The following is a 26,438-nucleotide window of genomic DNA, read 5'->3' as shown; positions in this document are numbered from 1 at the left end:
TGGCTTCGGTGGCGTCGTCGTGCGTCGGGTCTCGGCGCACGTCGCCGTGCGTCGCCGGATCAGGCCCGCGGGCCGTTGCTGATCGTCGCGTCGGACAGCGCCCGGGCGAACACCAGGGCCTGCGCGACCGTCTCCGGACCGTCACCGGCCTCGCTGACCCGCAGGGAGAGGTCGTCGGCGGTGGCCGACCCGGTGTAGCCGTGGTCCGCCTCGCAGTTCGGGTCCGAGCAGCCGGCCGGCTCCAGGTCCAGGCGCTGCACGGCGCCCCAGCCGATCGTCAGCACGACCTCGCGCGGCAGCGTGCCCGGCGTGTACGTCTCCGGGTTGGCGACCATCCGGCTCACCACCACCGAGCCGATCCGGTCCAGCCGGACGCTCTCGGTCGAGGTGGTCGCGAACGGCACCGCCGGAGCAGCGCCGTCGCCGGACTGCTCGTCGGTGTGGCTCACCACGAAACGGGTCGGGGTCAGCACCAGCACGGTCACGTGCCGGCGGACCTCATTGGCGTCGAACGTGGTCTCCTGGTGCACCAGGTAGGAGCTGATCGGCTCGGGACCCACCGCGGACTCGACCGCCTCGGACACCAGGGCCGGGTAGTAACCGCTGCGCTCGATCGCCGAGCGCAGGTCCTGAGTGGTGGTGGTACCGGTCTTCGCCATAACTCCATCCTGGCATGGTCCGCCGACGAAGCGGGCGGCACGGCGCCGAGCTTCCGGACAACAGCGCCCCCGGACAGGGCGCAACCAACGAAGGTTACAGCGTGCTCATGGCGCGCGGGCCCAGATCGCTGCGGACGGGCAGGGGCGCGATCCGCACCCGCGCCCCCAGGATCGCCAGTCCGTGCGGGGCCACGACCACGGGTTCGAGATCCACCGAGGCCACCTCCGGCAGGTCGTCCACCAGCCGGGAGACCCTCAGCAGCACCTCCTCCAGCGCCGCGGTGTCCACCGCCTCGGCACCCCGCCAGCCGAACAGCAGCGGCGCCGCCCGCACCTCGCGGATCAGTCCGGCGACGTCCTGGTCGGTGGCCGGAACCAGCCGGTGAGCCACATCACCGAGCAGCTCGGCCGGCGCACCCGCCAGACCGAAGGAGAGAATCGCGCCGACCGCCGGGTCGACGGTGGCGCCGATCACGGTGTCCACCCCGCGCGGGGCCAGCCGCTGGACCACCAGCTCGGCCTGGGCGGCCCCGCCGAGCAGCACGTCCAGCTCCCGGTGCGCCCGGCGCAGCCCCGGCTCGCCCGTGAGGTCCAGCCGGACACTGCCGAGATCCGGGCGGTGGCGCAGGTGCGGCGCGGTCGCCTTCAGCGCGACGGGGTAGCCGAGCGCCCCCGCCGCCCGGACGGCGGTCTCCTCGTCCGGGGCCGGCCGGGCCGGCGAGACGTCGATGCCGTAGTGGGCGAGCAGCGCGGCGGCGTCCGCGTCCGGCAGGGTGATCCGGGCGCCGCCCGGCTGGGTCCGCGCCGCGACGGCGGCCCGGGTGGAGAGCGCGGCCTCGACCAGGGCGCGGGCCCCGGCCTCGTCGATCCGGTCCAGCTCCGGCACCCGGGCGGTCTCCTCCGCCTCGGCCGTGCGGCGGCGCCACTGCGCGTAGTGGACGGCATGCGCCAGGGCGCGGACGGCCCGCTCGGGCGCCGGGTAGGCGGGGATGCCGCCCGGCCGCAGCCGGCTCGGCAGGCCGGTCAGCGCCAGGTGGGTGAGCATCAGCGGCTTGCCCAACTCCCTTGCCCGCTCGCCCGCTTCGAGCAGTGCGGCGGCGATCTCCGGATCGTCCGACCCCAGCTCCGGATCGTCCGGACCCGCCGGCCGGCCCCCCGCCGCAACACCCCACATCCCGGTGCCGATCGGCGGAATCGCCACGGCGATCACCGCGTCCACCGCCGGATCGTCCAGCGCCACGTTCAGCGCGATCCGGAAGTTCTCGCCGGTCGCGGCGGTCGTGAGGTCCACCGGGGTGCGCGGGCGCAGCCCGGCGCCGAGGCAGGCGTCGTGCGTCAGCAGCCCGAGCGAATCGGAGTTGCCGACCACCGCCACCCGCGGCCCGGCGGGCAGCGGCTGCTGGGCGAGCAGCTCACCGGTGTCGTACAGCTCGGTGATCGTCTCCACCCGCGTCACGCCGGCCTGTTCGAACAGCGCGTCCACGGTCGCGTCGCGCAGCCCGGTCGCGGTCGGCGGGACGGCGTGGCCCGGGGGCAGACTGCCGGTGTGCCGGGCGCCCTTGACCACCACGATCGGCTTGGCGGTCGCCAGCCGGCGGGCGATCCGGGTGAACTTGCGCGGATTGCCGAAGGACTCCAGGTAGAGCAGCACCACCTCGGTGGCCGGATCCTCCGCCCAGTACTGGAGGAGGTCGTTGCCGGAGACGTCCGCCCGGTTGCCGACCGAGGCGAAGGAGGAGACACCGAGGCCCCGGCGGTGGGCGGCCTCCAGCAGGGCGACACCGATCGCGCCGGACTGGCAGAAGATGCCGAAGCCGCCGCGCCGCGGCAGGACCGGCGCCAGCGAGGCGTTCAGCGGCCGGTCGGCGTCGGTGCTGATCAGACCGAAGGCGTTCGGGCCGACCACCCGCATGCCGGCCGCGCGGGCCTGGCGGATCAGCGCCCGCTGCCGGTCCCGGCCCTCCGGCCCGGTCTCCGCGTACCCGGCGGTGACCACCACCAGCCCCTGCACACCGTGCGCGCCGCACTCGGCGACGGCGGCCGGCACGGCGGCGGCCGGCACCGCGATCACCGCGAGGTCCACCGGGCCCGGGATCTCCAGGATCGACCGGTGCACCACCACACCGTCCAGCTCGGTGCCGGGCGGGGCGTTGCGGTTCACCGCGTAGACCCGGCGGTCGTCGTCCTTCCCGCCCGCCTCGAAACCGGCCAGCAGGTCGCGCAGCAGCGCCCGGCCGACCGTCTGCGGATGGCGCGACACCCCGAGCACGGCGACGGAGCGCGGGGTGAGCAGGCGCTGCACCGACCTCGCCTCGGCCCGGTGCTCGCGCGCCCGCATCACCGCCAGCGAGGCGGCGGTCGGCTCCAGGTCGAACTCCAGGTGCACCACGCCGTCCGCGAAACTGCGGTGCTGGGTGTAGCCGGCATCGGTGAAGACCTTCACCATCTTGCGGTTCTCCGGCAGCACCTCCGCCTGGAACCGGCGGATGCCGCGCTCCTGCGCCACCGCCGCGATGTGCTCCAGCAGGGCGGACGCCACCCCGCGGCCCTGGTGGGCGTCCTGCACCAGGAAGGCCACCTCGGCGTCGGTCCCGGTCTCCGAGGGGCGCCCGTCGGCGTCGATCCGGTCGTAGCGGACGGTCGCGATGAAGCGGTCGCGAATCACCACGGCCAGGCCGACCCGGTTGACGAAGTCGTGGTGGGTGAAGCGCCGGACGTCCTTGTCGGAGAGCCGGGGGTAGGGCGCGAAGAAGCGGAAGTACTTGGACTGGTCCGACACCTGCTCGTAGAACTCGACCAGCCGGCCCGCGTCGGCGGGCGTGATCGGCCGGATCCGCGCCGTGCCGCCGTCCCGGAGCAGGATGTCGGCCTCCCAGTGCTGGGGGTAGTCCGGCCCGGCCTGCTCGGGGTGGTGCGCGGAGGGCGGCGCCGCACCCTGCTTCGTGCCCTGCCCGGGGGTCTGCTTCGCGCCCTGCCGGGGGCTCGGCTCGGGGTGCGGTACCGCGGAGTCGTCCACATTCGTCAGGTTATCCGGCGGCGAGCCGAATGGCGTCGGACCTGCGCCCACGGCAGGGTGGAGACCGCCGCCGGCCGGGGGTTATGCCCCCGAAAGAAACAATCACAACTCCCGAACGCGGCGGCTCGAAGGGGTTGCCCCCATGCAACACTGGTCTAGACAACATGGCCGTAACCCCCGATCCGGCCATGACCAGCTTCACCGGAAAGGCACGTCTCATGGCTGAGCGCCGCGTCACCATCGGTTGGGCCGAGGGCCTGCACGCCCGTCCCGCCTCCGTCTTCGTCAAGGCCGTCACGGCCACCGGCGTGCCGATCACCATCGCCAAGCCCGGCGGCAAGCCGGTCAACGCCGCCTCCATGCTCGGCCTGCTCGGCCTCGGCGCCCAGGGCGGCGAGGAGGTCGTCCTCGCCTCCGACGCCGAGGGCGCCGACGAGGCCCTGGACCGCCTCGCCAAGCTGGTCACCGAAGGCCTCGACGAGCTCCCGGCCGCCGCCTGAGCCGTTCGTACCGACAGAAGCGCCCGGCAGTCATAGCACTGCCGGGCGCTTCTTTTCGCACATTCGATCGTATCCACACCATCGGGCGAACCGGCGAGCGAACGAGCCCCCGGACGGCGACACCGGCGGATGCTCACGGCATGACCTTCTTCGACCTCGAACGACCCGAGCACGCCTACCTGTTCGCCTTCCTCCAGGCGGACGGACACCTCGCCCGGGGAGTGGGCCACAAAGGCCGGCTCACCGTGGAGATCTCGGCGCGCGACGCCCCGATCCTCGAAGAGTTCCAGCGGATCTGCCCGTACTACAGCAGCATCCGCCAACGGACTCGCAGCACCAATTTCACGGCCTCACACACCTCCGCCGTATGGACCGTCAGCGCCCGCGCGTTCCGCGAGGAACTCCAGGCCCTCGGCATGCCGGCCGGCCGGAAGTCGGAGATCGTCGCTCCCCCGACAGTGCCGTTCTCCGAACGCGACTACCTTCGGGGCCTGATCGACGCGGACGGCTCCGTGGGGCACTATGCGGGAGGCCTCCCGTTCGTCAGCCTGACCACTCAGAGCAACGCCATCGCGATGTTCTTCCAGGCCTATGCCGAACACCTCACCGGGGCCAGTCGCACCTTCGGTCGCAACCAGCGGGACGGCATCTACAACCTCTTCTTCTCTCGCGAGCACGCCATCGCGATCCTCAGGGACCTGTACTACCCCGACTGCCTGGCACTCGCCCGGAAGCGGGCCTCCGCGGAAGACGCGACCGCTTGGGTTCGGCCACCCCACATGAGAAGGATCATCAAGCGGTCCTGGGACAGGGCCCAGGACGAGATCCTCATGGCAGCCCCGAGCATCAGGGCGGCCGCAGAACAGCTGGGCAGAACGGAACAGAGCTGCAACGTCCGCCGATGGCGGCTCAATCGCGTCGTGCCGCGACAAGAGCGTCTCCCGACAACCGGTGGGCGTGACGCCTCCGAGTGACTCGGAGGCCTCACACTCCTCGTCAGCCCTTGACGCAGACGACCTGCTTCAGGTGGGCGACGACCTCGACGAGGTCCGTCTGCTGCTCGATGACCTTCTCGATCGACTTGTAGGCGCCCGGGATCTCGTCCACGACGCCGCTGTCCTTGCGGCATTCCACGCCCTTGGTCTGCTCGACCAGGTCACTCGTGGTGAACCGCTTCTTCGCCGCCGTCCGGCTCATCTTCCGACCGGCGCCGTGCGAGGCCGAGTTGAACGCCGCCTCGTTGCCGAGGCCGCGCACGATGTACGAGCCGGTACCCATCGAGCCAGGGATGATCCCGTAGTCGCCGGAGCCCGCCCGGATCGCGCCCTTGCGGGTCACCAGCAGGTCGACGCCGTCGTACCGCTCCTCCGCCACGTAGTTGTGGTGGCAGCTGATCACCCCGTCGAAGGTGACCTTCGCCTTGGCGAACTCACGGCGGACGACGTCCTGGAGGAGCGCCATCATGACCGCGCGGTTCCTCTTGGCGTACTCCTGTGCCCAGAAGAGGTCCTGACGGTAGGCATCCATCTGCGGCGTGGCCGCGATGAACACCGCGAGATCGCGGTCGACCAGCCCCTGGTTGTGCGGCAGCGAGCGGGCCACGCCCATGTGGTGCTCAGCCAGCTCCTTGCCGATGTTGCGCGATCCGGAGTGCAGCATCAGCCACACCGAACCGGACATGTCTACACAAATCTCCGTAAAGTGGTTGCCGGCGCCAAGCGTCCCCATCTGCTGCATGGCCCGCTCGCGGCGCCACTTCACCTCGTGGGCGACGCCGTCGAAGCGCTCCCAGAAGTCGTCCCAGCCCGCCGTGGCGAAGCCGTGGAGCTTGGTGGGGTCGACCGGCTCGGCGTGGAGGCCGCGGCCGACCGGGATGGCCTGCTCGATCTTGGAGCGGAGGCGGGAGAGGTCCTCGGGGAGGTCGCCGGCGGTCAGCGACGTCTTCACGGCGCTCATCCCGCAGCCGATGTCCACGCCGACCGCCGCCGGGCAGACGGCGCCGTTCATCGCGATGACGGAGCCGACCGTCGCGCCCTTGCCCAGGTGGACGTCGGGCATCACGGCGAGGCCGTGCAGCCAGGGCAGCGAGCTGATGTTGCGCAGCTGCTGCATGGCCTGGCCCTCGACGGTGGCCGGGTCGGTCCACATCCGGATCGGGACCCGGACGCCGGGTACCTCGGTGTACGACATGGTGGCACGACCTCCAAAGGTCGGTTGGTTCAAGCCTAGGTGTGCTGCCGCGCGAAGAGTCCCGGTGCGGCTCGGGGAAGTTCTGGGGGTGGCGGCGCTCAGGCGGCCAAGAGACACAGGGCGAACAGGGAGAACGGCCTTGGGGAGCGTCGTATGGTTCGCTCGACCCGCATGGTGACCGCCTCCTCTCGTCCGTGTGTGCCGGGGACCATCTACCCACGGGCGCGGAGGGCGCTGCAAGGGGTTTAACGACGGCGGGCCCGGCGGAGCGGAGTGCTCCACCGGGCCCGGCCCGTACGGGGGTTCAGGCACCCCGGGTTCGGATCCCGCTCAGGCGCCGACCACGGTGACCTCGCCGATGCCGAGGGCGCGGACGTCGTCGGCGATGGCGGCGGCGTCGCCGACCAGGACGGTGACCAGGCGCTCCGGCGGGAAGGCCGCGACGACGGCCTCGGTGGCGGCGGCGGTCGGGAGCACCGCGAGCTTGCGGTACACCTCGGCCTGGTAGTCGTCGGGCAGCTGCTGCTCGACCTGGTCGGCCAGGGTGCCGGCGACGGAGCCCGCGGTCTCGTACTTGAGCGGGGCGACGCCGACCAGGAACTGCACGGCCTCGTCGCGCTCGGCGTCGGTGAGGCCCTCGGCGGCGAGGGTGCGCAGGATGGTCCAGGTGTCGGCGAGGGCGGGGGCGGTGGACGCGGTGTCCACCGAGCCGCTGATCGCGAGCATCGCGCGGCCGCTGCCGTCGGCGGCGGAGCGCAGCGGCTGGGCGAAGGCCCGGACGCCGTAGGTGTAGCCCTTCTCCTCGCGCAGGACGCGGTCGAGGCGGGAGGTGAGGGTGCCGCCGAGGCAGTAGGTGCCGAGGATCTGGGCGGCCCAGGCGGGGTCGTGCCGGTCGGGGCCGATCCGGCCGATGAGCAGCTGGGTCTGGACGGAGCCGGGGCGGTCGACGATGACGACGCGGCCGGTGTCGGTGGCGGTCACCGGGGCGTGGCTGCTGGGGGCGGCGTCGGTGCCGGTCCAGGCGCCGAGGGTCGCTTCGAGCAGGGCGGGCAGGTCGGTGCCGGTGAGGTCGCCGACCACGACGACGGTGGCGGTGGCGGGCCGGATGTGGGCGTCGTAGAAGGCCTTGACGGCGGCCCGGTCGATGGACTTGACCGTGTCGGCGGTGCCGCCGCGGGGGCGGGAGAGCCGGTCGGCGCCGTCGAAGAGTTCGGCGTAGAGGGCCTTGGCGGCGCGGCGGGCGGGGTTGGCCTGCTCGTGGACGATCTCGTCGAGCCGGTTGGCGACGAGGCGCTCGATCTCGTCCTCGGGGAGGGCGGGGGCGCGCAGGGCGTCGGCGAGGAGGCCGAGGCCGCGCGGGAGGCGGCTGGCGGGGACTTCGAGGGAGACCCGGATGCAGGGGTGGTCGGCGTGCGCGTCGAGGGTGGCGCCGGCGCGCTCCAGCTCGGCGGCGAACTCCTCGGCGGTGAGGGTGTCGGTGCCTTCGCTGAGGGCGCGCGCGAGGATGCCGGCGATGCCGTCGAGGCCGTCGGGCTCGGCGGCGAGCGGGGCGTCGAGGAGGACGTCGACGGCGATCAGCTGCTGGCCGGGGCGGTCGCAGTGCAGGACGGTGATGCCGTTGCCGAGGGCGGTGCGCCCGGGGGCGGGGAACGCCCACGGGCTGGGGGTGCCGGGCTCGGGCTGGGGGTGGAACGTCATGGCGGGGACGTAGTCGGTGCTCATGCGGCAGCGCCCTCCTCTTCGGTGTCGGCGGCGGTCTGGTCGTCGGCGTCGTCGGTGTCGCCGGGGGTGGGCTCGTAGACGAGGACGGCCCGGTTCTGCGGGTGCAGGCGGGCCTGGGCGACGGCCCGGACCTCCTCGGCGGTGACGTCGAGCACCTTGGGGAGGGCGTCGGCGAGCAGCTTGGGGTCGCCGAACAGGACGGCGAAGCGGCAGAGTTCGTCGGCGCGGCCGGCGACGGTGGTGAGCCGGTCGAGCCATTCGCGCTCGATCTGGGCCTGGGCTCGTTCGAGTTCGGCGGCGGTGGGGCCCTCGGCGGCGAAGCGGGCGAGCTCCTCGTCGACGGCGGTGTCGATCTGCTCGATGGTGGCGTCGCCGGAGGTCTTGACGTCGAGCCAGCCGAGGCTGGGGGCGCCGGCGAGGCGGAGCAGGCCGAAGCCGGCGGCGACGGCGGTGCGGTCGCGGCGGACGAGGCGGTTGTAGAGCCGGCTGGACTCGCCGCTGCCGAGGATGGTGAGGGCGAGGTCGGCGGCGTCGGCCTCGCGGGTGCCGTCGTGCGGGAGGCGGTAGGCGGCCATCAGGGCGCGGGAGGGGACGTCCTCGTCGATGTGCTCGCGGAGTTCGCGGCCGATGGTGTCGGGGAGGGTGCCGTCGCGCGGGGGCTGCTTGCCGTCGTGGGCGGGGATGGTGCCGAAGTACTTCTCGACCCAGGCGACGGTCTGCTCGGGGTCGATGTCGCCGACGACGGAGAGGACGGCGTTGTTGGGCGCGTAGTAGGTGCGGAAGAACGCGCGGGCGTCGTCGAGGGTGGCGGCGTCGAGGTCGGCCATCGAGCCGATGGGGGTGTGGTGGTAGGGGTGGCCGTCGGGGAAGGAGAGCGCGGTGAGCTTCTCGAACGCGGTGCCGTAGGGCACGTTGTCGTAGCGCTGGCGGCGCTCGTTCTTGACGACGTCGCGCTGGTTCTCCATCGACGCGTCGTCGAGGGCGGCGAGCAGCGAGCCCATCCGGTCGGCTTCCAGCCAGAGGGCGAGTTCGAGCTGGTGGGCCGGCATCGTCTCGAAGTAGTTGGTGCGCTCGAAGCTCGTGGTGCCGTTGAGCGAGCCGCCGGCTCCCTGCACGAGTTCGAAGTGGCCGTTGTTGGAGACGTTGGCGGAGCCCTGGAACATCAGGTGCTCGAACAGGTGGGCCAGCCCGGTGCGGCCCTTGACCTCGTGGCGGGAGCCGACGTCGTACCAGAGGCAGACGGCGGCGACCGGGGTGAGGTGGTCCTCGGAGAGGACGACCCGCAGGCCGTTGGCCAGGCGGTGCTCGGTGATGGCGATGGCAGCGCCAGTGCCTCCGGTGGAGGCGGCTGCGGGGGCCGGGTTGGCCATGCGCTCGGGTCCTTCCCGTCGTCGTTGTCGGGGGTTCGTGTGGCGTCCCCATTGTGGTGCAACGCGTGGGGGGCGCGGATGTGTCCGCGCGGACGGGGCGTTCGCCAGGGGCGGAAGAGGGGCGCTGGCCGGGACTGTCGGCGCGAGGGTCCACAATGGGGGCGCTGAGCCGTGATTCGACGCAGAGCAGAACGCAGAAGCAGACAAGACGCAAGGGAGCCCCGCCGCGATGGCCCGCCGCAGTTCGCAGACCCCGCCGCCCGGAGATTTCGAGGAGCGGATCCTCGATGTCGACGTTGTGGACGAGATGCAGGGCTCCTTCCTGGAGTACGCCTACTCGGTGATCTACTCGCGTGCGCTCCCCGACGCGCGGGACGGTCTGAAGCCGGTGCACCGCCGGATCCTTTACCAGGCCAACGAGATGGGCCTGCGGCCGGAGCGCGGGCACGTCAAGTGCGCGCGCCTGGTCGGCGAGGTGATGGGCCGGCTGCACCCGCACGGTGACGCGTCGATCTACGACTCGGTCGTGCGGATGGCGCAGCCGTTCTCGATGCGCCTCCCGCTGATCGACGGCCACGGGAACTTCGGTTCGCTGGGCAACGACGATCCGCCGGCCGCGATGCGGTACACGGAGTCGCGGCTGACGGCCGCGTCGATGGCCATGGTGGAGTCGATCCACGAGGACACCGTGGACTTCGGCCCGAACTACGACGGCAGTGAGCAGGAGCCGCTGGCGCTGCCGGCGGCGTTCCCGAACCTGCTGGTGAACGGCGCGACGGGCATCGCGGTCGGGATGGCGACGAACATGCCGCCGCACAACCTGTCCGAGGTGGTGGCGGCGGCCCGGCACCTGATCAAGCACCCGGGTGCGGACCTCGACACGCTGATGCGGTTCGTGCCCGGTCCGGACCTGCCGACGGGCGGCCGGATCGTGGGTCTGGCGGGGATCCGCGACGCGTACGAGTCGGGGCGCGGCACGTTCCGGATCCGGGCGACGACGTCGGTGGAGAACGTGACGGCCCGTCGCAAGGGCATCGTGGTCACCGAGCTGCCGTACAACGTCGGCCCGGAGAAGGTGATCGCGAAGATCAAGGACCTCGTCAACGCGAAGAAGCTGCAGGGCATCGCGGACGTCAAGGACCTGACCGACCGCGAGCACGGGCTGCGGCTGGTGATCGAGGTGAAGAACGGCTTCGTGCCGGAGGCGCTGCTGGAGCAGCTCTACAAGCTGACGCCGATGGAGGAGACCTTCGGCATCAACAACGTGGCGCTGGTCGACGGCCAGCCGCTGACGCTGGGGCTGCGGGAGCTGCTGGAGGTGTACGTCGACCACCGCTTCGAGGTGGTCCGCCGGCGCAGCGACTTCCGCCGGCGCAAGCGCCAGGAGCGGCTGCACCTGGTCGAGGGCCTGCTGGTGGCGCTGGTCGACATCGACGAGGTCATCGCGCTCATCCGGTCGAGCGACAACGCGGCTCAGGCGAAGGAGCGCCTGATGGAGCGCTTCTCGCTGTCGGAGACGCAGACGGCGTACATCCTGGACACTCCGCTGCGGCGGCTGACCCGGTTCGACCGGGTGGAGCTGGAGGCGGAGCAGGCGAAGCTGAACGCGGAGATCGCGGAGCTGACGGAGATCCTGGAGTCGGACGCGCGGCTGCGCAGCGTGGTGTCGGCGGAGCTGGCCGCGGTGTCGAAGCAGTTCGGCACGGAGCGGCGCACGGTGCTGCTGGAGGCGGGTTCGGTGCCGTCGGCGTCGCTGGCGGTGCCGCTGGAGGTGGCGGACGATCCGTGCCGGGTGCTGCTGTCGTCGACGGGTCTGCTGGCGCGGACGGCGGACGGTGAGCCGTTCGAGCTGTCGGAGAAGCGGGCGAAGAACGACGTGATCGTGTCGGCGGTGCCGGCGACGGCGCGGGCGGACGTGGGTGTGGTGACGTCGGCGGGCCGGGTGCTGCGGCTGCCGGTGATCGATCTGCCGGCGTTGCCGCCGACGCCTTCGCCGACGCTGGCGGGTGGTGCGGCGGTGGGCGAGTTCCTGCGGCTGGAGGCGGGTGAGCGCGTCCTGGCGCTGACCACGCTGGACGAGTCGTCGCCGGGTCTGGCGCTGGGGACGGCGCAGGGTGTGGTGAAGCGGGTGGTGCCCGAGTGGCCGGCCAACAAGGACGAGTTCGAGGTGATCGCGCTGAAGGACGGGGACGAGCTGGTCGGCGCGGTGGAGCTGCGGACGGGCGAGGAGGACTTGGTCTTCGTCGCGTCGGACGCGCAGCTGTTGCGCTACCCGGCGGGTCAGGTCCGTCCGCAGGGCCGTCCGGCGGGGGGCATGGCGGGCATCAAGTTGTCGGACGGGGCCCGGGTGCTGTCGTTCACGGCGGTGGATCCGGCGGTGGACGCGGTGGTGGTCTCGGTGGCGGGTGCGGGCGGCACGTTGACCGGTGAGGAGCAGAGCTCCTGGAAGGTGACGCCGTTCGAGCAGTACCCGCGCAAGGGTCGGGCCACCGGCGGGGTCCGTTGCCAGCGGTTCCTGCGCGGTGAGGACGCGCTGTCGTTCGCGTGGGCGGGCCCGGCGCCGGCCCGGGCGGCGACGGCGAAGGGCGTGCCGGTCGACCTGCCGGAGCTCGACCCGCGGCGGGACGGCTCGGGCACGCCGCTGACGACGCCGATCGCGGTGGTGGCCGGCCCGGCGTAGCCGTCCGGGGGACGTGCGGAGCCCGGGGCGGGACACCGAGTGGTGTCCCGCCCCGGGCGTTTTTGGTGAGGGTAGCCTGGCCCGCGTGAGCACCTGTGCGTCGTTGTCGAGTGAACTGTCGGAGCCGCTGGTCGCCACCGCGGCGACGGCGACCAGCTGGCTGCTGGTCGAGCAGAACGGGCCGTGGGGGGCGAAGGCGCTCGGCGAGAGCCATCTGGACGCGGCGGTGGGGCGGGCGCTGGAGGCGGCCGCGGCGGGGACGGGTGTGCGGGTGGCGCTGATCCGGCGGCCGGGGCGGCATGCGGACTGCCTGCCGGCGGCGGGGCACGAGGTGATCGTGGCGCACACGGTGCCGGGGCGGGGCTGGGTGCGGCGGGCGTCGGTGGCCGGTCCGGCGGAGCTGCTGGGGCTGGACTTCGCGGCGCTGGGCGTCGGTGACCACGGCGGGTTCGGGGCGGAGCACGTCGGCGGGCCGGTGGCGCTGGTCTGCACGAACGGGCGGCGGGACCGCTGCTGCGCGCTGCTGGGCCGCCCGTTGGCGGCGGAGCTGGCCGCGGCCGGGCACAGCGAGGTGTGGGAGGTGACGCATCTGGGCGGGCACCGCTTCTCCCCCACCATGCTGGTGCTGCCGTACGGCTACGCGTACGGGCGGCTGACGGCGGAGAGCGCCAAGGAGGTGCTGGCGGCGACGGCGGCCGGGCACATGGTGCCGGCGCGGGCGCGGGGGTGTTCGGGCTGGGAGCGCCCGGGACAGGCGGCCGAGCACGCGGTGCGGGAGGCCACCGGGGAGACCAGGGTCGACGCGCTGACGCTGGCGCAGCGGCCGGACGGCGAGGGCCGCTGGCTGGTGACGGTGCTGCACGAGGACGGCCGGGCCTGGGAGGTGGACGTGATCGAGGGGGCGAGCGAACCGGCGCGGCCGGAGAGTTGTGGCAAGGCGGCGGGGATGCCGTCGCGGATGGACGTGCTCTCGGTGCGCGGGCTGTAGCGGTCCGGGCGCACCGGCTTCGGGGGCGCGGCGGTCCCGACGGCGCGCGGGCCGCGGACGCGCGCGGGCGGCCCCGCGCCCGTGGGGGTGGGCGCGGGACCGGTGCGCGTGGGCGGCCCCGCGCCGCTGTCCACGGAGGTGCGCGGGGCCGTCACGTCGGGCGTCGGCTCAGCCGGTGGCGGCCTTGGCGACGAACTCGGTGGTGTAGGTGCGGGCGAGGTCGATGGTGGCCTCCTTGCCCTTGACGTCGGGGTGGAAGGCGGCGAGCACGGCGAGGACGGTCTTCGGGCCGTCGGCCGGCATCACGCCGTCGGTGGTGAACATCGGCAGGGTCGCCCCGATCGCGGCCGCGTACTGGTCGGCGCCGCCCTGGGCGTAGTCGGCGGGCATCTTCGCGGCGATCTCGGCGGGGGTGTGGGCGGCCATCCACCCGAGGGTCTTCACGAAGGCGTTGGCGAGCTTCTGGGTGGTGTCCTTGTTCTTCGCCACCCAGTCGGTGTTCATGTAGAGCGAGGACGAGGGGTAGAGCCCGCCGAGTGCGTCGCGCGACCCCTGCGGGGTGCGCAGGTCGTAGAGGATCTTGCCGAGGCCCTTGTCGAGGATGTTCGCGACGGTCGGATCGGTCGTCATGCCGGCGTCGATGGAGCCCTGCTGGAGGGCGGCGATGAAGGTCTGGCCGGCGCCGACGGCGATCGGGCTGAACTGGTCCACCGGGGTGCCGTTCTTGACGGCGAGGTACTTGGTGAGGAAGTCGGTGGAGGAGCCGAGGCTGGTGACACCGAGCTTCTTCCCCTTGAAGTCGGCGCCGGAGGTGATGGCGTCGGCCTGCTTGGCGGAGACGATCTCGACCTCGCCGGGGGCCTGCGAGAACTGCACCACCGACTGGACGTTCTTGCCCTTGGCCTGGAGGTCGATGGTGTGGTCGTAGAAGCCGACCGCTCCCTGGACGTCGCCGGCGAGCAGCGCGGTGGTGGCGTTGACGCCGGCCGGCTCGCTCATCAGCTCGACGTTGACGCCGGCGTCGGCGAAGAAGCCGAGGCGCTGGGTGAGCATGGCAGGCAGGTAGATGACCTTGTCCAGGCCGCCGACCATGATCTTGACCTTCGGTCCGTCGACCTTCTGCCCGGCGGGGGCGGCGCCGTTGTGGGAGGTGGAGGCGGCGTCGTTGGCGCAGGCGGTGAGCGGGAGGAGCAGGACGGCGGCGAGGGCGGCGGCAGCGGCTCTGCCGCTCGGGTTCGGGCGCATGGGTGGGGGGTGCCTCTCTGCTGCGGAACGGGGTGGGGGTCAGCGGCCGTCGCCGGAGTCGGCGGGCTTCCAGCGGAACAGCTTCTTCTCGGCGAAGGTCAGCAGCCCCTCGGTGCAGAGCGCGACGACGGCGAGGATGGTCATGGCGGCGTACACGCCGGCGGCGTTGAAGGTGCCCTGGGCGGCGGCGACGAGCAGGCCGAGGCCCTTGGTGGCACCGATGTACTCGCCGACGATGGCGCCGATCAGCGCGAAGCCGAAGCTGACGTGCAGGCTGGTGAAGATCCAGGTGGTGGCGGCGGGAATGACCACCTGGAGAGTGACCTTGCGGTTGTTCGCGCCCAGGATGCGGGCATTGGCGACGAGGTTGCGGTCCACCTCGCGGGCGCCCTGGAAGGCGTTGAAGAAGACCGGGAAGAAGACCAGTACGACGGCGGAGGCGACCTTGGAGGCCGGGCCGAGGCCGAACCAGATCAGGAAGATCGGGGCGAGCACGATCCGCGGGATGGCGTTCAGCACCTTGATGTAGGGCCCGAACACGTCGGCGAGGAAGCGGATCCGGCCGAGCGCGATGCCCAGCAGCACACCGCCGGTGACGCCGATCACCCAGCCGGTGAGGGCCTCGTAGAGGGTGTAGCCGATCTGCTCCCCCAAGGAGCCCTGGGCGGTGCCGTGGGTGATCCACTGCCAGATCTGCGCCCAGATCCTCGACGGCTGGGAGAAGTTGAACGGGTCGACGACCTCGGTGCGGGCGCACAGCTCCCAGAGCCCGAGGAAGGCGACGAGCACCGCGACCCGGGCCCCGTGGACCCGCAGTCTGCGGTGGCGGGCGGCCCGTTCGCGGGCCTCGGTCCTGGTGGCGGCGGGCACGACGGGCGTCCCGGCGACGGCCGGTGCGGTGCCGGCGGTGCCGGCGGTGTCAGCAGTGCCGGCGGTGTCAGCGGTCTCAAGCGGCACGACCCGCTCCTCTCTCGCGGGTGATGCGCACCTCTTCGCCGAGCGAGGCCCAGATCTCGCGGTACAGCTCGACGAACCGCGGCTCCAGGCGGACGGCCTCGACGGTGCGCGGGCGGGGCAGGTCGACGGTGAAGACCTGCTTGACGGTGGCCGGGCCGGCCGTCATCACCACGACCCGGTCGGCGAGCGCGATCGCCTCGTCCAGGTCGTGGGTGACGAAGACGACGGAGGAGCCCGTGCCGGCCCAGAGCTCCAGCAGCTGGTCGGACATCAGGGCCCGGGTCTGCACGTCCAGCGCCGAGAACGGCTCGTCCATCAGCAGGATCTTCGGGTCGTTGACGAAGGTCTGGGCGAGCGCGACGCGCTTGCGCATGCCGCCGGAGAGCTGGTGCGGGTAGCGGTCCTCGAAGGCTCCGAGGCCGACCCGGGCCAGCCAGTCCCGGGCCCGTTCCCGCGCCTCGGCGGCCGGGACGCCGCGGAACCGCGGACCGGCCGTGACGTTGGACAGGACGGTCCGCCAGGGGAAGACGGCGTCCTGCTGGAAGACGAAGCCGACCTTCGGGTCGATCCCGGTGACCGGCTCGCCGTACACCCGGACGTCGCCCTCGGTGGGCTCCTCCAGGCCGCTGACCAGCGTCAGGGTGGTGGACTTGCCGCAGCCGGTGGGGCCGACGACGGCGACGAACTCGCCCTGCGCCACGGTCAGGTCGAGGTCGCGGACGGCGGTGTGCAGGGCGCCGGACGGGGTGCGGAACCGCTTGGTCGCTCCGGCCAGCTCGATCGCCGGGACGGCCGGCGGGCCCGGCACCGGGGCGGCGCTCATGCGCGCACCTCGCTGCGCCCGGCGCGTGCTCGGCTGCACGCGCTCCTCCTCGTCGATCGCTCGCATCGCTCGGCCGATCGCTCGGATCGCTCGCATCGCTCGCTCATGGGTCCTCCCGGTCTGTGCTTGCTCCGGGAGGCTAGGAGCGGGCCGGGCCCCGGCGGGAGCCTTCTCGGCGTAGTGCGGGTTCTCCGCGTTGAGGGCTGTTCTGCTCCTTTTGCTTCCGCTACAACAGCGGGGGACACGGCTGACAGAAACACCTCGGAAACATAGGGTGTGCCGACCACCCACCCTGTCCGCCCGGAGACCGGCCCGCCGGCCCGCCGGCCCGCCGGCCCGCCGGCCACTGCCGAGAGGAGGCCCGGATGAAGCACCCGCGTCGCCCCCGCCGGGTCTTCGCCCAGCTGCTGCTGAGCCAGACCGTGGTCACCGTCGGCGTCACCGTGGTGACCGCCGGCCTGTTCCTGGCGCCGGTCAGCTCCGAGCTGGACCACGACGCGATGCAGCGCGCGCTGTCGATCGCCCGGGCCACCGCCGCGGACGAGGCGATCGCCCGGGCCGCCGAGGCCCGCGACTCCGTGACGGCGCAGCGCAACGCCGAGCAGATCCGGCTGGCGACCGGCGCCAGCTTCGTGGTGGTCACCGACCTGGACGGGATCCGGCTCTCGCACACCGACCCGGGCCGGATCGGCCAGCGGGTCTCGACCGACCCCGAGCCGGCGCTCGGCGGCCGGAGCGTCACCGCCATCCAGGAGGGCACCCTGGGCCGCACCGCGCGCGGCAAGGTGCCGTTGCGGCTCGCGGACGGGCGGATCGTCGGCGAGGTGTCGGTCGGCATCAGCGACGACTCGATCCGCCGGCGGCTGCTGAAGATGCTCACCGGGATCCTGCTCTGCGCGGGCGCGGGCCTGGCCGCCGGCACCGTCGCCACCCTGGTCCTGGCCCGGCGGCTGAAGCGGCGCACCCACAACATCGCGCTGGCGGACATCTCGGCGCTGCTGGTGGAGCGCGAGGCGATGCTGCACGGCATCCGCGAGGGCATGGTGGCGCTGGACGAGCGCGGCCGGATCCGGCTCGCCAACGACGAGGCGGTCCGGCTGCTCGGCCTGCCCGACGGCTGCACCGGCCGGCCGATCGACGCCGTGCTGCCACCGGGCCGGCTGGCCGACGTGCTGGCCGGGCGGATCACCGGCACCGACCTGCCGGCCGTCCGGGACGACCGGGTGCTGGTGGTCAACCGGATGGCCACCGCCGAGGGCGGCGCGGTGGTGACCCTGCGCGACCGGACCGAGCTGGAGTCGCTGGTCCGCGAGCTCGACACCACCCGCAGCCTCACCGAGGCGCTGCGGGCCCAGGACCACGAGCACGCCAATCGGATGCACACCCTGCTGGGGCTGCTGGAGCTCGGCCGGCACGAGCAGGCGGTGGCGTTCATCTCCGAGCAGTCGGGTTCGCACGCGGCGGTCGCGGCGCGGATCGCCGAGCAGGTGCAGGATCCGCACGTCGCCGCGCTGCTCGCGGGCAAGACCGCGGTGGCGGGCGAGCGCGGCGTCCGGCTGGTGGTGGCCCCGGCCGCGCACCTGCCGGACGCGGTGGTGGACCCGCGGACCCTGGTCACGGTGCTCGGCAACCTGGTCGACAACGCCGTGGACGCCCTCGCGCCGGGCGGCGGGCGGGTGGAGGTGACGCTGGCCGCGGCCGGCTCCACCCTGCTGGTCGAGGTCGCGGACAGCGGCCCGGGCGTGCCGGAGGGCCTGCGCGAGCTGGTCTTCGAGGAGGGGTGGAGCAGCAAGGACGCGCCCGCGCACCGGCCGCGCGGGCTGGGGCTGGCGATGGTGCGGCGGCTGGTCGAACGGACCGGCGGCCGGATCGTGCTCGACGACGGCCCGCTCGGCGGCGCCCGGTTCACCGTCGGGCTGCCCGAGGCACTGCATCCGGGGGTCACCGACGGCCGCACGGCCGCACCGCTCGTGGAGGCGTGATGATCGACGTACTCGTGGTGGACGACGACTTCCGGGTGGCCGACGTGCACGCCGCGTACGTGGCCAAGGTGCCGGGTTTCCGGGTCACCGGCACCGCGCACTCGGCCGGTGAGGCCCTGGCCGCGCTGGAGCGCCGCCCGGTGGACCTGCTGCTGCTCGACCACCACCTGCCGGACGAGACCGGCCTCGCGCTGGTCCGCCGGCTGCGTGACCGGCAGGTGGCCTGCGACGTGATGATGGTGACGGCGGCCCGGGACGTCTCCACCGTGCACGCGGCGATGCAGCACGGCGCCCTGCAGTACCTGGTCAAGCCGTTCACGTTCGCCGGGCTGCGGGAGAAGCTGGTCGCCTACGCACAGCTGCGGCACGCGCTGGCCGGTCCGGCCGCCCGCGAGGCCGGGCAGGACGAGGTGGACCGGCTGTTCGCCACCCTGCGCAGCACCGCGGCCCCGGCTGCCGCGCTGCCGAAGGGCCACTCGGCGCCCACCACCGATCTGGTCCTCGGGGTGCTGCGGCGGGCCGGCCGGCCGCTGTCGGCCCAGGAGGTCGCGGACGGCACGGGGCTGAGCCGCTCCACCGCGCAGCGCTACCTCAAGCAGCTGGAGCGTGACAGCCGGCTGCGGCTCACCCTGCGGTACGGCGACACCGGCCGGCCCGAGCACCGCTACGGGCTGGCCGCGCGGGCCTGACCGCCCCGGACGCGCCGGTCCCCGGCGTGCCCGTCCCCTACGTGCCGAACCCGGATGCGCCGAACCCCGGCGGGTACCGGACCGGCCGGGGTTCGGGTGCGGGGCCGCTCTGGCCGCTCAGGCCGCTCAGGCCGCGCCGGCTCCGGTGAGGGAGCGCACCTCCAGCTCGGCGTAGCGGTCCGCGTCGGCCGGCTCGGAGGAGGTGACCGTGCCGATCCAGCCGGCCAGGAAGCCGAGCGGGATGGAGACGATGCCGGGGTTCTCCAGCGGGAACCAGTGGAAGTCCACCCCGGGGAAGAGCGCCGCCTTGCCGCCGGAGACGACCGGGGAGAAGGCCACCAGCAGGACGGCCGGGAGCAGCCCACCGTAGACCGACCAGACCGCGCCGCGCGGGGTGAAGCGCCGCCAGAACAGGCTGTACAGCAGCACCGGCAGGTTGGCCGAGGCAGCGACGGCGAAGGCGAGGCCGACCAGGAAGGCGACGTTCATCTGCTGGGCGAAGAGGCTGAGCGCGATCGCGACCGCCCCGATCCCCACCGCCGCGATCCGGGCGACCCCGACCTCCTCCCGCTCGGCGGCCTGGCCGCTCGCGCCGCCGCCGCGTGCCCGCCGGGAGGCCGGGACGGCGGCCCGCCGGCCGCGGGGGCGGCGGCGCGGCCGGCCACGCCAGGCACCGGCCCAGATGTCGTGGGCGAAGGCGGCCGAGGAGGCCAGCGTCAGCCCGGCGACGACGGCGAGGATGGTGGCGAAGGCGATGGCGGAGATCAGGGCGAACAGCACCACGCCGCCGGTGCTGCCGTTCCCGCCGCCGAGCACCAGGGCCAGCAGCGGGACGGCGGTGTTCCCCGCCGGGTTGGCGTGCCGGACCTCGGCCGAGCCGACCAGGGCGGTGGCGCCCAGGCCGAGCGCGATCGCCATCAGGTAGAAGCCGCCGACCAGCCCGATCGCCCACATCGTGGAGCGCCGGGCGGCCCGGGCGGTGGGCACCGTGTAGAAGCGGGACAGGATGTGCGGCAGGCCGGCGGTGCCGAGGACGAGGGCCAGGCCGAGGCTGAAGAAGTCGAGCCGGCTGGTGAAGCTGTGGCCGTACTTGAGCCCCGGTTCCAGGTACCGCTGTCCGGCGCCGCTGTGCTGGGCGGCCTGCCGCATCAGCTCGGCGACGTCCCCGTGGAAGCGGATCATCAGCAGCACGGTGAGCAGTACCGAGCCGGCCACCAGCAGGACGGCCTTGACGATCTGGATCCAGGTGGTGGCGCGCATCCCGCCGATCGTGACGTAGATGATCATCAGGCCGCCGACCGCGACGATGGTCCAGGTGCGGGCCTCGGAGCTGTTGGTGCCGAGCAGCAGGGCGACCAGGCTGCCCGCGCCGACCATCTGGGCGACGAGGTAGAACAGCGTGACGACGATGCTGGCGCCGCCGGCCGCCGCCCGGACCTTGCGGCGGCGCAGCCGCAGCGCCAGGACGTCGGCGAGGGTGTACCGGCCGGCGTTGCGGACCAGTTCGGCGACGAGCATCAGCACGACCAGCCAGGCCACCAGGAAGCCGATGCTGTAGAGCACGCCGTCGTAGCCGTACAGCGCGATGAGCCCGGCGACGCCCAGGAACGAGGCGGCGGAGAGGTAGTCGCCGGAGAGCGCGAAGCCGTTCTGCAGCGGCGTGAAGTCGCGGCCGCCGGCGTAGAAGTCCTCGGCGGCGCTGCCCCGGCGACCCACCCAGAGGGTGATGCCCAGGGTGACCAGGACGATGACGGCGAACAGCACGATGGCGAGGTCGTGGTGGTCGCCGGTGGGGGCGACGGGGGGCGGGGTGGCGGTCCTCATCGCAACGCGTCCTGGGTGTCCCAGCGGAGCTCCAGGGCGGCCCGGTCCCGCTTGGTGCGGGCGTTGCGGGCGTAGAGCCAGGTGAGCAGGAAGGTCGAGGCGAACTGCAGCAGGCCGAGCAGCCAGGCCACGTTGACCGGGCCGGCGACCTGGCTGCGCATCACGCCGGGCGCCGCGGCCTGGGCGGCGACGTAGAGCAGGTACCAGCCGAGGAAGGCACCGCTGACGGGGAAGACGAAGGCCCGGTAGCCGAGCTTGATCGCCTGGAACGCCTCGCTGGCCTGGACGGCGCGGTACACCTCGGTGCTGCTGTCGACGACCGCGGGGGCGGCGTCCGGCAGGACGGTCACCGGCAGTACGGGCGCGACCGGCGCCGCGGCGGCCGCCGGGGCGGGCGCCACCGGCTGCGGGGGCACGGCGTCCGCGTGCGCCGACCGGGCCGCCGGGGTGTGCACCGGTGGCGGCGGCGGTGCCGGCCGGCCGGGCTGGGAGGCGGCGGCGGGAGCGGCCCACCAGTCGAATCGCTGCCCCTGGCCGGGGCTGCTCGTCTGCGGCTGTGGCACTACTGCTCCTGGACCGAGGGGTGTGCTGACCGAACCATGATGGAGGCCGGAAAACCCCGCCAACTCCCTTTGCAGATACGTTCACTCGATGAGGTGATCGATGATCCGACAGACACTCATGCGACTACTGCTGCGTACCGGTGATTCCGTGTCGGAACGCGTAGGCGACCGCCTGCGCGCGGTCCCGGACGGCGGTCTTGGCGAACAGGTTGTTGATGTGCGTCTTCACCGTGGCCGGGCTGACGAAGAGCCGGCGGGCGATCTCGGTGTTGGAGAGGCCCTCGGCGATCAGTGCCAGCACCTCGGCCTCACGGGCGGTCAGTCCGTCCGGCAGCGCGTCTGCGGCCGAACCCGGGGGGCCGGCGGCGGGGGCGGCGGACGACGGACCGGCCGCCGGGCCGGAGGCGGCGGGCCGCACCGGCGCCTGCCCCGCCAGCCGCTCCAGCAGCCGCAGCTGCACCTGGGGCGAGAGCCCGGCGGCGCCCGAGCGGACGTCCGCGACGGCCCGGGCGATCTCCTCGCCGCCCGCGTCCTTGGTGAGGTAGCCGCGCGCCCCGGCCTGCAGGGCGGGGAAGAGCGAGTCGTCGTCGGCGTACGTGGTGAGCACCACCACCTCGGTCTCCGGGTGGGCGGCCCGGATCCGGCGGGTCGCCTCGACGCCGTCCACCCGTGGCATCCGCAGGTCCATCAGCACCACGTCCGGGCGGTGCCGTTCCACCAGGGCGACGGCCTCCTCGCCGTCGGCGGCCGCGCCGACCACCTCGATGCCCGGCAGCAGCCCGAGCAGCATCACGATGCCCTCGCGCACCACCGTCTGGTCGTCGGCGACCAGCACCCTGGTCACGCCGGTGATCCGCCCGTTCACGCCGGCACCCGAAGCAGCACGCGCCACCCTCCGTCCTCCGGGCCCGCCAGCAGGGTGCCGCCGAGCAGTTCCGCGCGTTCGCGCATCCCCAGCAGACCGTACCCGCTGCCGCTGGCGGCGAGGTCCACCGCGGGTTCGCGGCGGACCGGGCGGGTGTTGCGCACCTCCAGCTCCACGTCCTCGGCCAGGTAGCGCAGTTCGACGGAGCAGCGTGCGCCGGGGGCGTGCTTGCGGACGTTCGTCAGCGCCTCCTGCGCCGTGCGCCGGACGGCGAGCCCCGCCTCGGCGGCCAGCGGGCGCGGGGTGCCCGTGACGGAGAGCCCGGCCCGCTCACGGCCCGCCAGCTCCACCAGGAACTCCCCGACCGGGGTGAACTCGCCGCGCAGCGCGGAGAGCGCCTGCCTGGTCCCGGCCAGACCGTCCTGCGCCATCCGCCGGGCGGCCACGACCCGTTCCCGGACCTGCTGCCGGTCGGTTCCGGCGTCGAGCATCAGCCGGGCGGCCTCCAGGTGGACCAGCTGGGCGGAGAGGCTGTGCGCCAGCACGTCGTGGATCTCCCGGGCGATCCTGGCCCGTTCGGCGAGCGCCGCGCTCTCCGCCTCGGCGGCCCGGGCGGCGCGCTCCTGGACGAGCAGCCGCCGGGCGGTGCCGCGCGCCTCGATGTCCAGCCGCAGCAGGTAGCCGAGCAGGACGAGCCCGCCGGCGGTGGCGATGATGCTCAGCCAGCTCGCCCAGCTGGCCGCGGTGTACGAGCCGAGGGCGGCCAGCGCGGTGAGCAGTGCGGGTGCGGGCGGCAGCCTGACCAGGGCGGTCACGGCCAGCCCGTACCAGAGCACGTCGGCGAGCAGGAAGGCGTGCCCCCCGTTGGCCAGCCAGGCCGCACCGAGCACCCCGGCGGCCAGGCAGAGCGCCGCCGCCAGGTGCTGCTCCCGGCTGGCGTGCAGGTACCCGGCGGCCAGGGCGACGGCGGCGACCAGCCCGGCCACCGCGGCCACCACCGCCCAGCCGGTGTACCTGTTGTCGGAGAACGTCCCCCAGCAGACGGTGACCAGCAGAATGGACCGGCCGAGCGCGGTGAGGATCCGCCGCGGCCGGCTGTCGGCATCGCGCTCCAGCCCCTCGCGGGAGGGCCAACGGGTCCAGTACCACCCGGCCACGGGTGCCTCCTCGAAGCTCACGGCGGTGGGTCAGCGCAGCCCTGCGGCCTGCTCCGGGGCGTCCAGCGTCCGGGCCCTCCAGTTCACCACGAGTGAGCGGACCAGCAGCAGCACCGCCAGGCCGAGCAGCAGCACGCTCCCCGGCTGGTGGACGTGCAGCGCCGAGCCGGTCCCGTAGATGCTCAGCCGGATGACGATCATCCCGGCCCAGGCGGCCACCGTGGCCCTGGTGCCCCGGGCCCAGAGCGCGCCGTCCGCGGCCCGCCAGAGCCGGACGGTCCAGCCCCAGACGGAGCCCATCGCGAGCACCGCGACCAGTCCGCAGCCGAGCAGGACGGCGGACTCCGCGGTGTGCCCGCGGTCGATCAGCTGCGGGTCGCGCAGCGCGAGCGCGCCGAGGACCAGCGGCAGCACCCAGAACCGGCGGTCGGTGTCCAGGCGCCGGGGGCGCATCTGGCGCCCGACGACCAGGGCCATCACCGCGATGACCACGGCGACGTTGAGAAAGGTGCTCATCGGACTCTCCGTCCCGAGGCTGCTGCTGACCTCTCCGACGCTACGGATCCGGCGCCTGCGGGTGATCGGAGCCCGGGTGGACCGGCGGGTGGACCCCACGGCGAAGGGCCCTCCACCCGTGGGTGGAGGGCCCTCGTCGCGCGGGGGGGCGTCAGGCGTCGATGCGCGAGCGGTCCAGGGTGGCCGCCGAGTCCACGATGAACTCCTTGCGCGGGGCGACGTCGTTGCCCATCAGCAGGTCGAAGATCTTCTCGGCCTGTTCGAGGTCGCCCAGGTTGATCCGGCGCAGCGTGCGGTGGCGCGGGTCCATGGTGGTCTCGGCCAGCTGGTCGGCGTCCATCTCGCCGAGGCCCTTGTAGCGCTGGATCGGGTCCTTCCAGCGCAGGCCCTTGCGCTGGAACTCCAGCAGGGTGGAGCGCAGTTCGGTGTCGGAGTAGGTGTAGTGGAACTTCTCCTGGCCGCGCTTGGGGTTGGTGAGCTCGATCCGGTGCAGCGGCGGCACGGCGGCGAAGACCCGCCCCTGCTCGACCATCGGGCGCATGTAGCGCTGGAAGAGCGTCAGCAGCAGGCAGCGGATGTGCGAACCGTCGACGTCGGCGTCGGCCATGAAGATGACGCGGCCGTAGCGGGCCTGGTCGATGTCGAAGGTGCGGCCCGAACCGGCCCCTATCACCTGGATGATCGCGGCGCACTCGGTGTTCTTGAGCATGTCGCTCACGGACGCCTTCTGCACGTTCAGGATCTTGCCGCGGATCGGCAGCAGGGCCTGGAACTCCGAGTTGCGCGCCAGCTTGGCCGTGCCGAGCGCGGAGTCCCCCTCGACGATGAAGAGTTCGCTGCGGTCGACGTCGTCGCTGCGGCAGTCGGCCAGCTTGGCCGGCAGCGAGCTGGTCTCCAGCGCGGTCTTCCGGCGCTGGGCCTCCTTGTGCTGGCGGGCCGCGACCCGGGTGCGGGCGGCCGCGACGATCTTCTCCAGCAGGGCCCGGGCCTGGACCTTCTCGTCCTTCTTGGCGGAGGTCAGGAAGGCCTTGAGCTCCTTGGCGACGACGGCGGCGACGATCCGGTTGGCCGCCGAGGTGCCCAGCACCTCCTTGGTCTGGCCCTCGAACTGCGGCTCGGCCAGCCGGACGGTGACGATGGCGGTCAGGCCCTCGGTGGCGTCGTCCTTGGTGACGTCGTCCTCGGCGACGCGCAGCAGCTTGCCGGCGCGGAGCGCTTCGTTGACCGTCTTGGCGAGCGAGCGCTCGAAGCCGGTGATGTGGGTGCCGCCCTTGGGCGTGGCGATGATGTTGACGAAGGAGCGCAGCGTGGTGTCGTAGCCGGCGCCCCAGCGCAGCGCGATGTCCACCCCGAGCTCCCGGGTGACCTCGGTGGGCGTCATGTGACCGAGTTCGTCCAGGACGGGCACGGTCTCCTTGAAGGTGCCCTCGCCGCGCAGCCGCAGCACGTCGCAGACCGGCTTGTCGGGCGCCAGGAACTCGCAGAACTCGGCGATGCCGCCGTCGTAGCGGAAGGTCGACTCCTCGACCTTGTCGCTCTCGGTCAGCCGCTCGTCACGGACCACGATGGTGAGGCCGGGGACGAGGAAGGCGGTCTGCCGGGCCCGGTTGTGCAGGTGCTCCAGCGAGAGCTTGGCGTCCTTGAGGAAGATCTGCCGGTCGGCCCAGTAGCGGATCCGGGTACCGGTGCGGGCCTTCGGGACCTTGCGGCCCCTGGTCAGGCCGTTGGCCGGCTCGAAGGGCGCGTCCGGGCTCGTCTCGGTGAAGATGCCGGGAGTGCCGCGGCGGAAGCTGATCGCGTGGGTGTGGCCGCTGCGGTCCACCTCGACGTCCAGCCGCGCGGAGAGCGCGTTCACCACGGAGGCGCCGACGCCGTGCAGGCCGCCGGAGGCCGCGTAGGAGCCACCGCCGAACTTGCCGCCGGCGTGCAGCTTGGTCATCACGACCTCGACCCCGGACAGCCCGGTCTTGGGCTCGACGTCGACCGGGATGCCCCGGCCGTTGTCGCGCACCTCCACGGAGGAGTCGTCGTGCAGGACGACGTCGATCCTGTCGCAGTAGCCGCCGAGCGCCTCGTCGACGGAGTTGTCGATGATCTCCCAGAGGCAGTGCATCAGGCCACGGCTGTCGGTCGAGCCGATGTACATGCCGGGCCGCTTGCGGACCGCCTCCAGACCCTCCAGGACGAGCAGGTGCCGAGCGGTGTAGTTGGAACCGTCGTCGCCGGCCAGCAGTGCGGACGGCACGGTCGTTTCGGCACTCACGCGGCACACTCCTCAGATCAAGTTCTGTCTCGTCGGTCACACCGGCCGCAGCCGGATCGTCCGCCAGTGCAGCACACCGCACCGACAGCTGTTCCCCTGCGTGTACACACCCCTCCGCTGCGTACGCAGCACGGCGGGCCGGTCCCGCGCAGCTTGTACGCGCTGCGCGAACAAGCACCGCGCCGGGCAACGGACGCCGGGGGGCCATCTCCTCCCGGTACCAGCGGTCCTGGCGGATCGTGGGGCCGGGTACAGGCTCCGGAACTGCCGTTATGCAGGCTACCGGGGCCCGGGACGGGGCTTATGCTCCAACCCAACGGAGGATTATGCTACGCGGACCTCGCACCCCATCCCGATCGGGCGTTCGAGCGACAGGCGAATCCTGGGATTCGGTAGGCATGAACCACCGGCCCCCGGGGCACGTCCTCA

The 26,438-nt window shown here is 73.1% G+C and carries 20 protein-coding genes; 6 read left to right on the top strand and 14 right to left on the bottom strand.

The features are described from left to right. Positions 1-59: 59 nt before the first annotated feature. Complete coding sequence (locus tag OH807_RS28030) at positions 60-659, bottom strand: DUF5998 family protein (RefSeq protein WP_406204008.1); 600 nt, start codon at positions 657-659, stop codon at positions 60-62. Between the two features lie 94 nt (positions 660-753). Beyond that, entirely contained in the window at positions 754-3,522 is a 2,769-nt protein-coding gene (locus OH807_RS28025) for a GNAT family N-acetyltransferase (RefSeq protein ID WP_406211241.1), read from the bottom strand. Positions 3,523-3,893: 371 nt separating this feature from the next. Between OH807_RS28025 and OH807_RS28020 the strand changes: the two genes are divergently transcribed. Together OH807_RS28020 and OH807_RS28015 are read left to right on the top strand one after the other, a co-directional pair. Further along, a complete protein-coding gene (locus OH807_RS28020; protein WP_406204005.1) occupies positions 3,894-4,175 on the top strand; it encodes an HPr family phosphocarrier protein in 282 nt (93 codons plus the stop codon). A gap of 140 nt (positions 4,176-4,315) precedes the next feature. Next, a complete protein-coding gene (locus OH807_RS28015) occupies positions 4,316-5,149 on the top strand; it encodes an LAGLIDADG family homing endonuclease (RefSeq protein WP_406204002.1) in 834 nt (277 codons plus the stop codon). A 22-nt stretch (positions 5,150-5,171) separates the two neighbouring features. Here the strand turns inward: OH807_RS28015 and OH807_RS28010 are convergent, their stop codons facing one another. From OH807_RS28010 to OH807_RS28000, 3 genes are all read right to left on the bottom strand, one after another. Beyond that, positions 5,172-6,365 (bottom strand): RtcB family protein, encoded by a 1,194-nt coding sequence (locus OH807_RS28010; protein ID WP_406203999.1) that lies wholly within the window; start codon positions 6,363-6,365, stop codon positions 5,172-5,174. 330 nt (positions 6,366-6,695) lie between these two features. Next, positions 6,696-8,087: a M16 family metallopeptidase gene (locus OH807_RS28005; protein WP_406203996.1), complete on the bottom strand. Its 1,392-nt coding sequence runs from the start codon at positions 8,085-8,087 to the stop codon at positions 6,696-6,698. Next, complete coding sequence (locus OH807_RS28000) at positions 8,084-9,457, bottom strand: M16 family metallopeptidase (protein WP_406203993.1); 1,374 nt, start codon at positions 9,455-9,457, stop codon at positions 8,084-8,086. Before OH807_RS28000 ends, OH807_RS28005 begins: the two co-directional genes overlap by 4 nt. Before the next feature lie 229 nt (positions 9,458-9,686). Here OH807_RS28000 and OH807_RS27995 point away from each other — a divergent pair, with 229 nt between their 5' ends. Continuing rightward, a complete protein-coding gene (locus OH807_RS27995; RefSeq protein ID WP_406203990.1) occupies positions 9,687-12,137 on the top strand; it encodes a DNA topoisomerase (ATP-hydrolyzing) subunit A in 2,451 nt (816 codons plus the stop codon). 85 nt (positions 12,138-12,222) lie between these two features. Then, positions 12,223-13,125, top strand: a complete 903-nt coding sequence (locus OH807_RS27990; protein WP_406203987.1) for a sucrase ferredoxin — start codon at positions 12,223-12,225, stop codon at positions 13,123-13,125. A gap of 168 nt (positions 13,126-13,293) precedes the next feature. On the opposite strand, the gene OH807_RS27985 is transcribed toward OH807_RS27990, so the two are convergent. From OH807_RS27985 to OH807_RS27975, 3 genes are read right to left on the bottom strand one after another with little or no spacing between them, the layout of a single operon-like run. Then, the gene (locus OH807_RS27985) at positions 13,294-14,370 is read right to left on the bottom strand and encodes an ABC transporter substrate-binding protein (protein ID WP_406203984.1); all 1,077 of its coding nucleotides are present in this window, start codon (positions 14,368-14,370) and stop codon (positions 13,294-13,296) included. A 39-nt stretch (positions 14,371-14,409) separates the two neighbouring features. Beyond that, on the bottom strand, positions 14,410-15,327 hold the full coding sequence (locus tag OH807_RS27980) for an ABC transporter permease (protein ID WP_406203981.1): 918 nt from the start codon (positions 15,325-15,327) through the stop codon (positions 14,410-14,412). Next, positions 15,317-16,150, bottom strand: a complete 834-nt coding sequence (locus tag OH807_RS27975) for an ABC transporter ATP-binding protein (protein WP_406203979.1) — start codon at positions 16,148-16,150, stop codon at positions 15,317-15,319. The genes OH807_RS27980 and OH807_RS27975 overlap by 11 nt, the downstream gene beginning before the upstream one ends. Positions 16,151-16,515: 365 nt before the next feature. Between OH807_RS27975 and OH807_RS27970 the strand changes: the two genes are divergently transcribed. Together OH807_RS27970 and OH807_RS27965 are read left to right on the top strand one after the other, a co-directional pair. Further along, positions 16,516-18,132: an ATP-binding protein gene (locus tag OH807_RS27970; protein WP_406203976.1), complete on the top strand. Its 1,617-nt coding sequence runs from the start codon at positions 16,516-16,518 to the stop codon at positions 18,130-18,132. After that, on the top strand, positions 18,132-18,821 hold the full coding sequence (locus OH807_RS27965) for a response regulator (RefSeq protein ID WP_406203975.1): 690 nt from the start codon (positions 18,132-18,134) through the stop codon (positions 18,819-18,821). Before OH807_RS27970 ends, OH807_RS27965 begins: the two co-directional genes overlap by 1 nt. Positions 18,822-18,947: 126 nt before the next feature. Here OH807_RS27965 and OH807_RS27960 read toward each other — a convergent pair whose 3' ends face one another. From OH807_RS27960 to OH807_RS27935, 6 genes are all read right to left on the bottom strand, one after another. Beyond that, a complete protein-coding gene (locus OH807_RS27960) occupies positions 18,948-20,645 on the bottom strand; it encodes a cation acetate symporter (protein ID WP_406203972.1) in 1,698 nt (565 codons plus the stop codon). Beyond that, positions 20,642-21,208, bottom strand: a complete 567-nt coding sequence (locus OH807_RS27955) for a DUF485 domain-containing protein (RefSeq protein ID WP_406203969.1) — start codon at positions 21,206-21,208, stop codon at positions 20,642-20,644. Before OH807_RS27955 ends, OH807_RS27960 begins: the two co-directional genes overlap by 4 nt. A gap of 124 nt (positions 21,209-21,332) precedes the next feature. Continuing rightward, positions 21,333-21,998: a response regulator gene (locus tag OH807_RS27950; RefSeq protein WP_406211239.1), complete on the bottom strand. Its 666-nt coding sequence runs from the start codon at positions 21,996-21,998 to the stop codon at positions 21,333-21,335. A 71-nt stretch (positions 21,999-22,069) separates the two neighbouring features. Then, entirely contained in the window at positions 22,070-23,230 is a 1,161-nt protein-coding gene (locus OH807_RS27945) for a sensor histidine kinase (RefSeq protein WP_406203967.1), read from the bottom strand. A gap of 30 nt (positions 23,231-23,260) precedes the next feature. Further along, on the bottom strand, positions 23,261-23,746 hold the full coding sequence (locus OH807_RS27940) for a DUF1453 domain-containing protein (protein ID WP_406203964.1): 486 nt from the start codon (positions 23,744-23,746) through the stop codon (positions 23,261-23,263). Positions 23,747-23,897: 151 nt separating this feature from the next. Further along, a complete protein-coding gene (locus OH807_RS27935; RefSeq protein WP_406203961.1) occupies positions 23,898-26,009 on the bottom strand; it encodes a type IIA DNA topoisomerase subunit B in 2,112 nt (703 codons plus the stop codon). Positions 26,010-26,438: the final 429 nt, after the last annotated feature.

This window comes from Kitasatospora sp. NBC_01560 (genome assembly GCF_045208415.1).
GTDB lineage: Bacteria > Actinomycetota > Actinomycetes > Streptomycetales > Streptomycetaceae > Kitasatospora.
Note: the sequence above shows the minus strand (reverse complement) of the source record. Positions and strands in the feature narration are given on the sequence as shown.

What these genes read in the sequence shown, in the direction of transcription:
- OH807_RS28010 (WP_406203999.1), bottom strand. Translation starts at nt 6,365, where the DNA reads ATGTCGTACACCGAGGTACCCGGCGTCCGGGTCCCGATCCGGATGTGG.
- OH807_RS28000 (WP_406203993.1), bottom strand. Translation starts at nt 9,457, where the DNA reads ATGGCCAACCCGGCCCCCGCAGCCGCCTCCACCGGAGGCACTGGCGCT.
- OH807_RS28030 (WP_406204008.1), bottom strand. Translation starts at nt 659, where the DNA reads ATGGCGAAGACCGGTACCACCACCACTCAGGACCTGCGCTCGGCGATC.
- OH807_RS28020 (WP_406204005.1), top strand. Translation starts at nt 3,894, where the DNA reads ATGGCTGAGCGCCGCGTCACCATCGGTTGGGCCGAGGGCCTGCACGCC.
- OH807_RS27970 (WP_406203976.1), top strand. Translation starts at nt 16,516, where the DNA reads ATGAAGCACCCGCGTCGCCCCCGCCGGGTCTTCGCCCAGCTGCTGCTG.
- OH807_RS27995 (WP_406203990.1), top strand. Translation starts at nt 9,687, where the DNA reads ATGGCCCGCCGCAGTTCGCAGACCCCGCCGCCCGGAGATTTCGAGGAG.
- OH807_RS27940 (WP_406203964.1), bottom strand. Translation starts at nt 23,746, where the DNA reads ATGAGCACCTTTCTCAACGTCGCCGTGGTCATCGCGGTGATGGCCCTG.
- OH807_RS27960 (WP_406203972.1), bottom strand. Translation starts at nt 20,645, where the DNA reads ATGAGGACCGCCACCCCGCCCCCCGTCGCCCCCACCGGCGACCACCAC.
- OH807_RS27965 (WP_406203975.1), top strand. Translation starts at nt 18,132, where the DNA reads ATGATCGACGTACTCGTGGTGGACGACGACTTCCGGGTGGCCGACGTG.
- OH807_RS28005 (WP_406203996.1), bottom strand. Translation starts at nt 8,087, where the DNA reads ATGAGCACCGACTACGTCCCCGCCATGACGTTCCACCCCCAGCCCGAG.
- OH807_RS28015 (WP_406204002.1), top strand. Translation starts at nt 4,316, where the DNA reads ATGACCTTCTTCGACCTCGAACGACCCGAGCACGCCTACCTGTTCGCC.
- OH807_RS27950 (WP_406211239.1), bottom strand. Translation starts at nt 21,998, where the DNA reads ATGCTGCTCGGGCTGCTGCCGGGCATCGAGGTGGTCGGCGCGGCCGCC.
- OH807_RS27985 (WP_406203984.1), bottom strand. Translation starts at nt 14,370, where the DNA reads ATGCGCCCGAACCCGAGCGGCAGAGCCGCTGCCGCCGCCCTCGCCGCC.
- OH807_RS27975 (WP_406203979.1), bottom strand. Translation starts at nt 16,150, where the DNA reads ATGAGCGCCGCCCCGGTGCCGGGCCCGCCGGCCGTCCCGGCGATCGAG.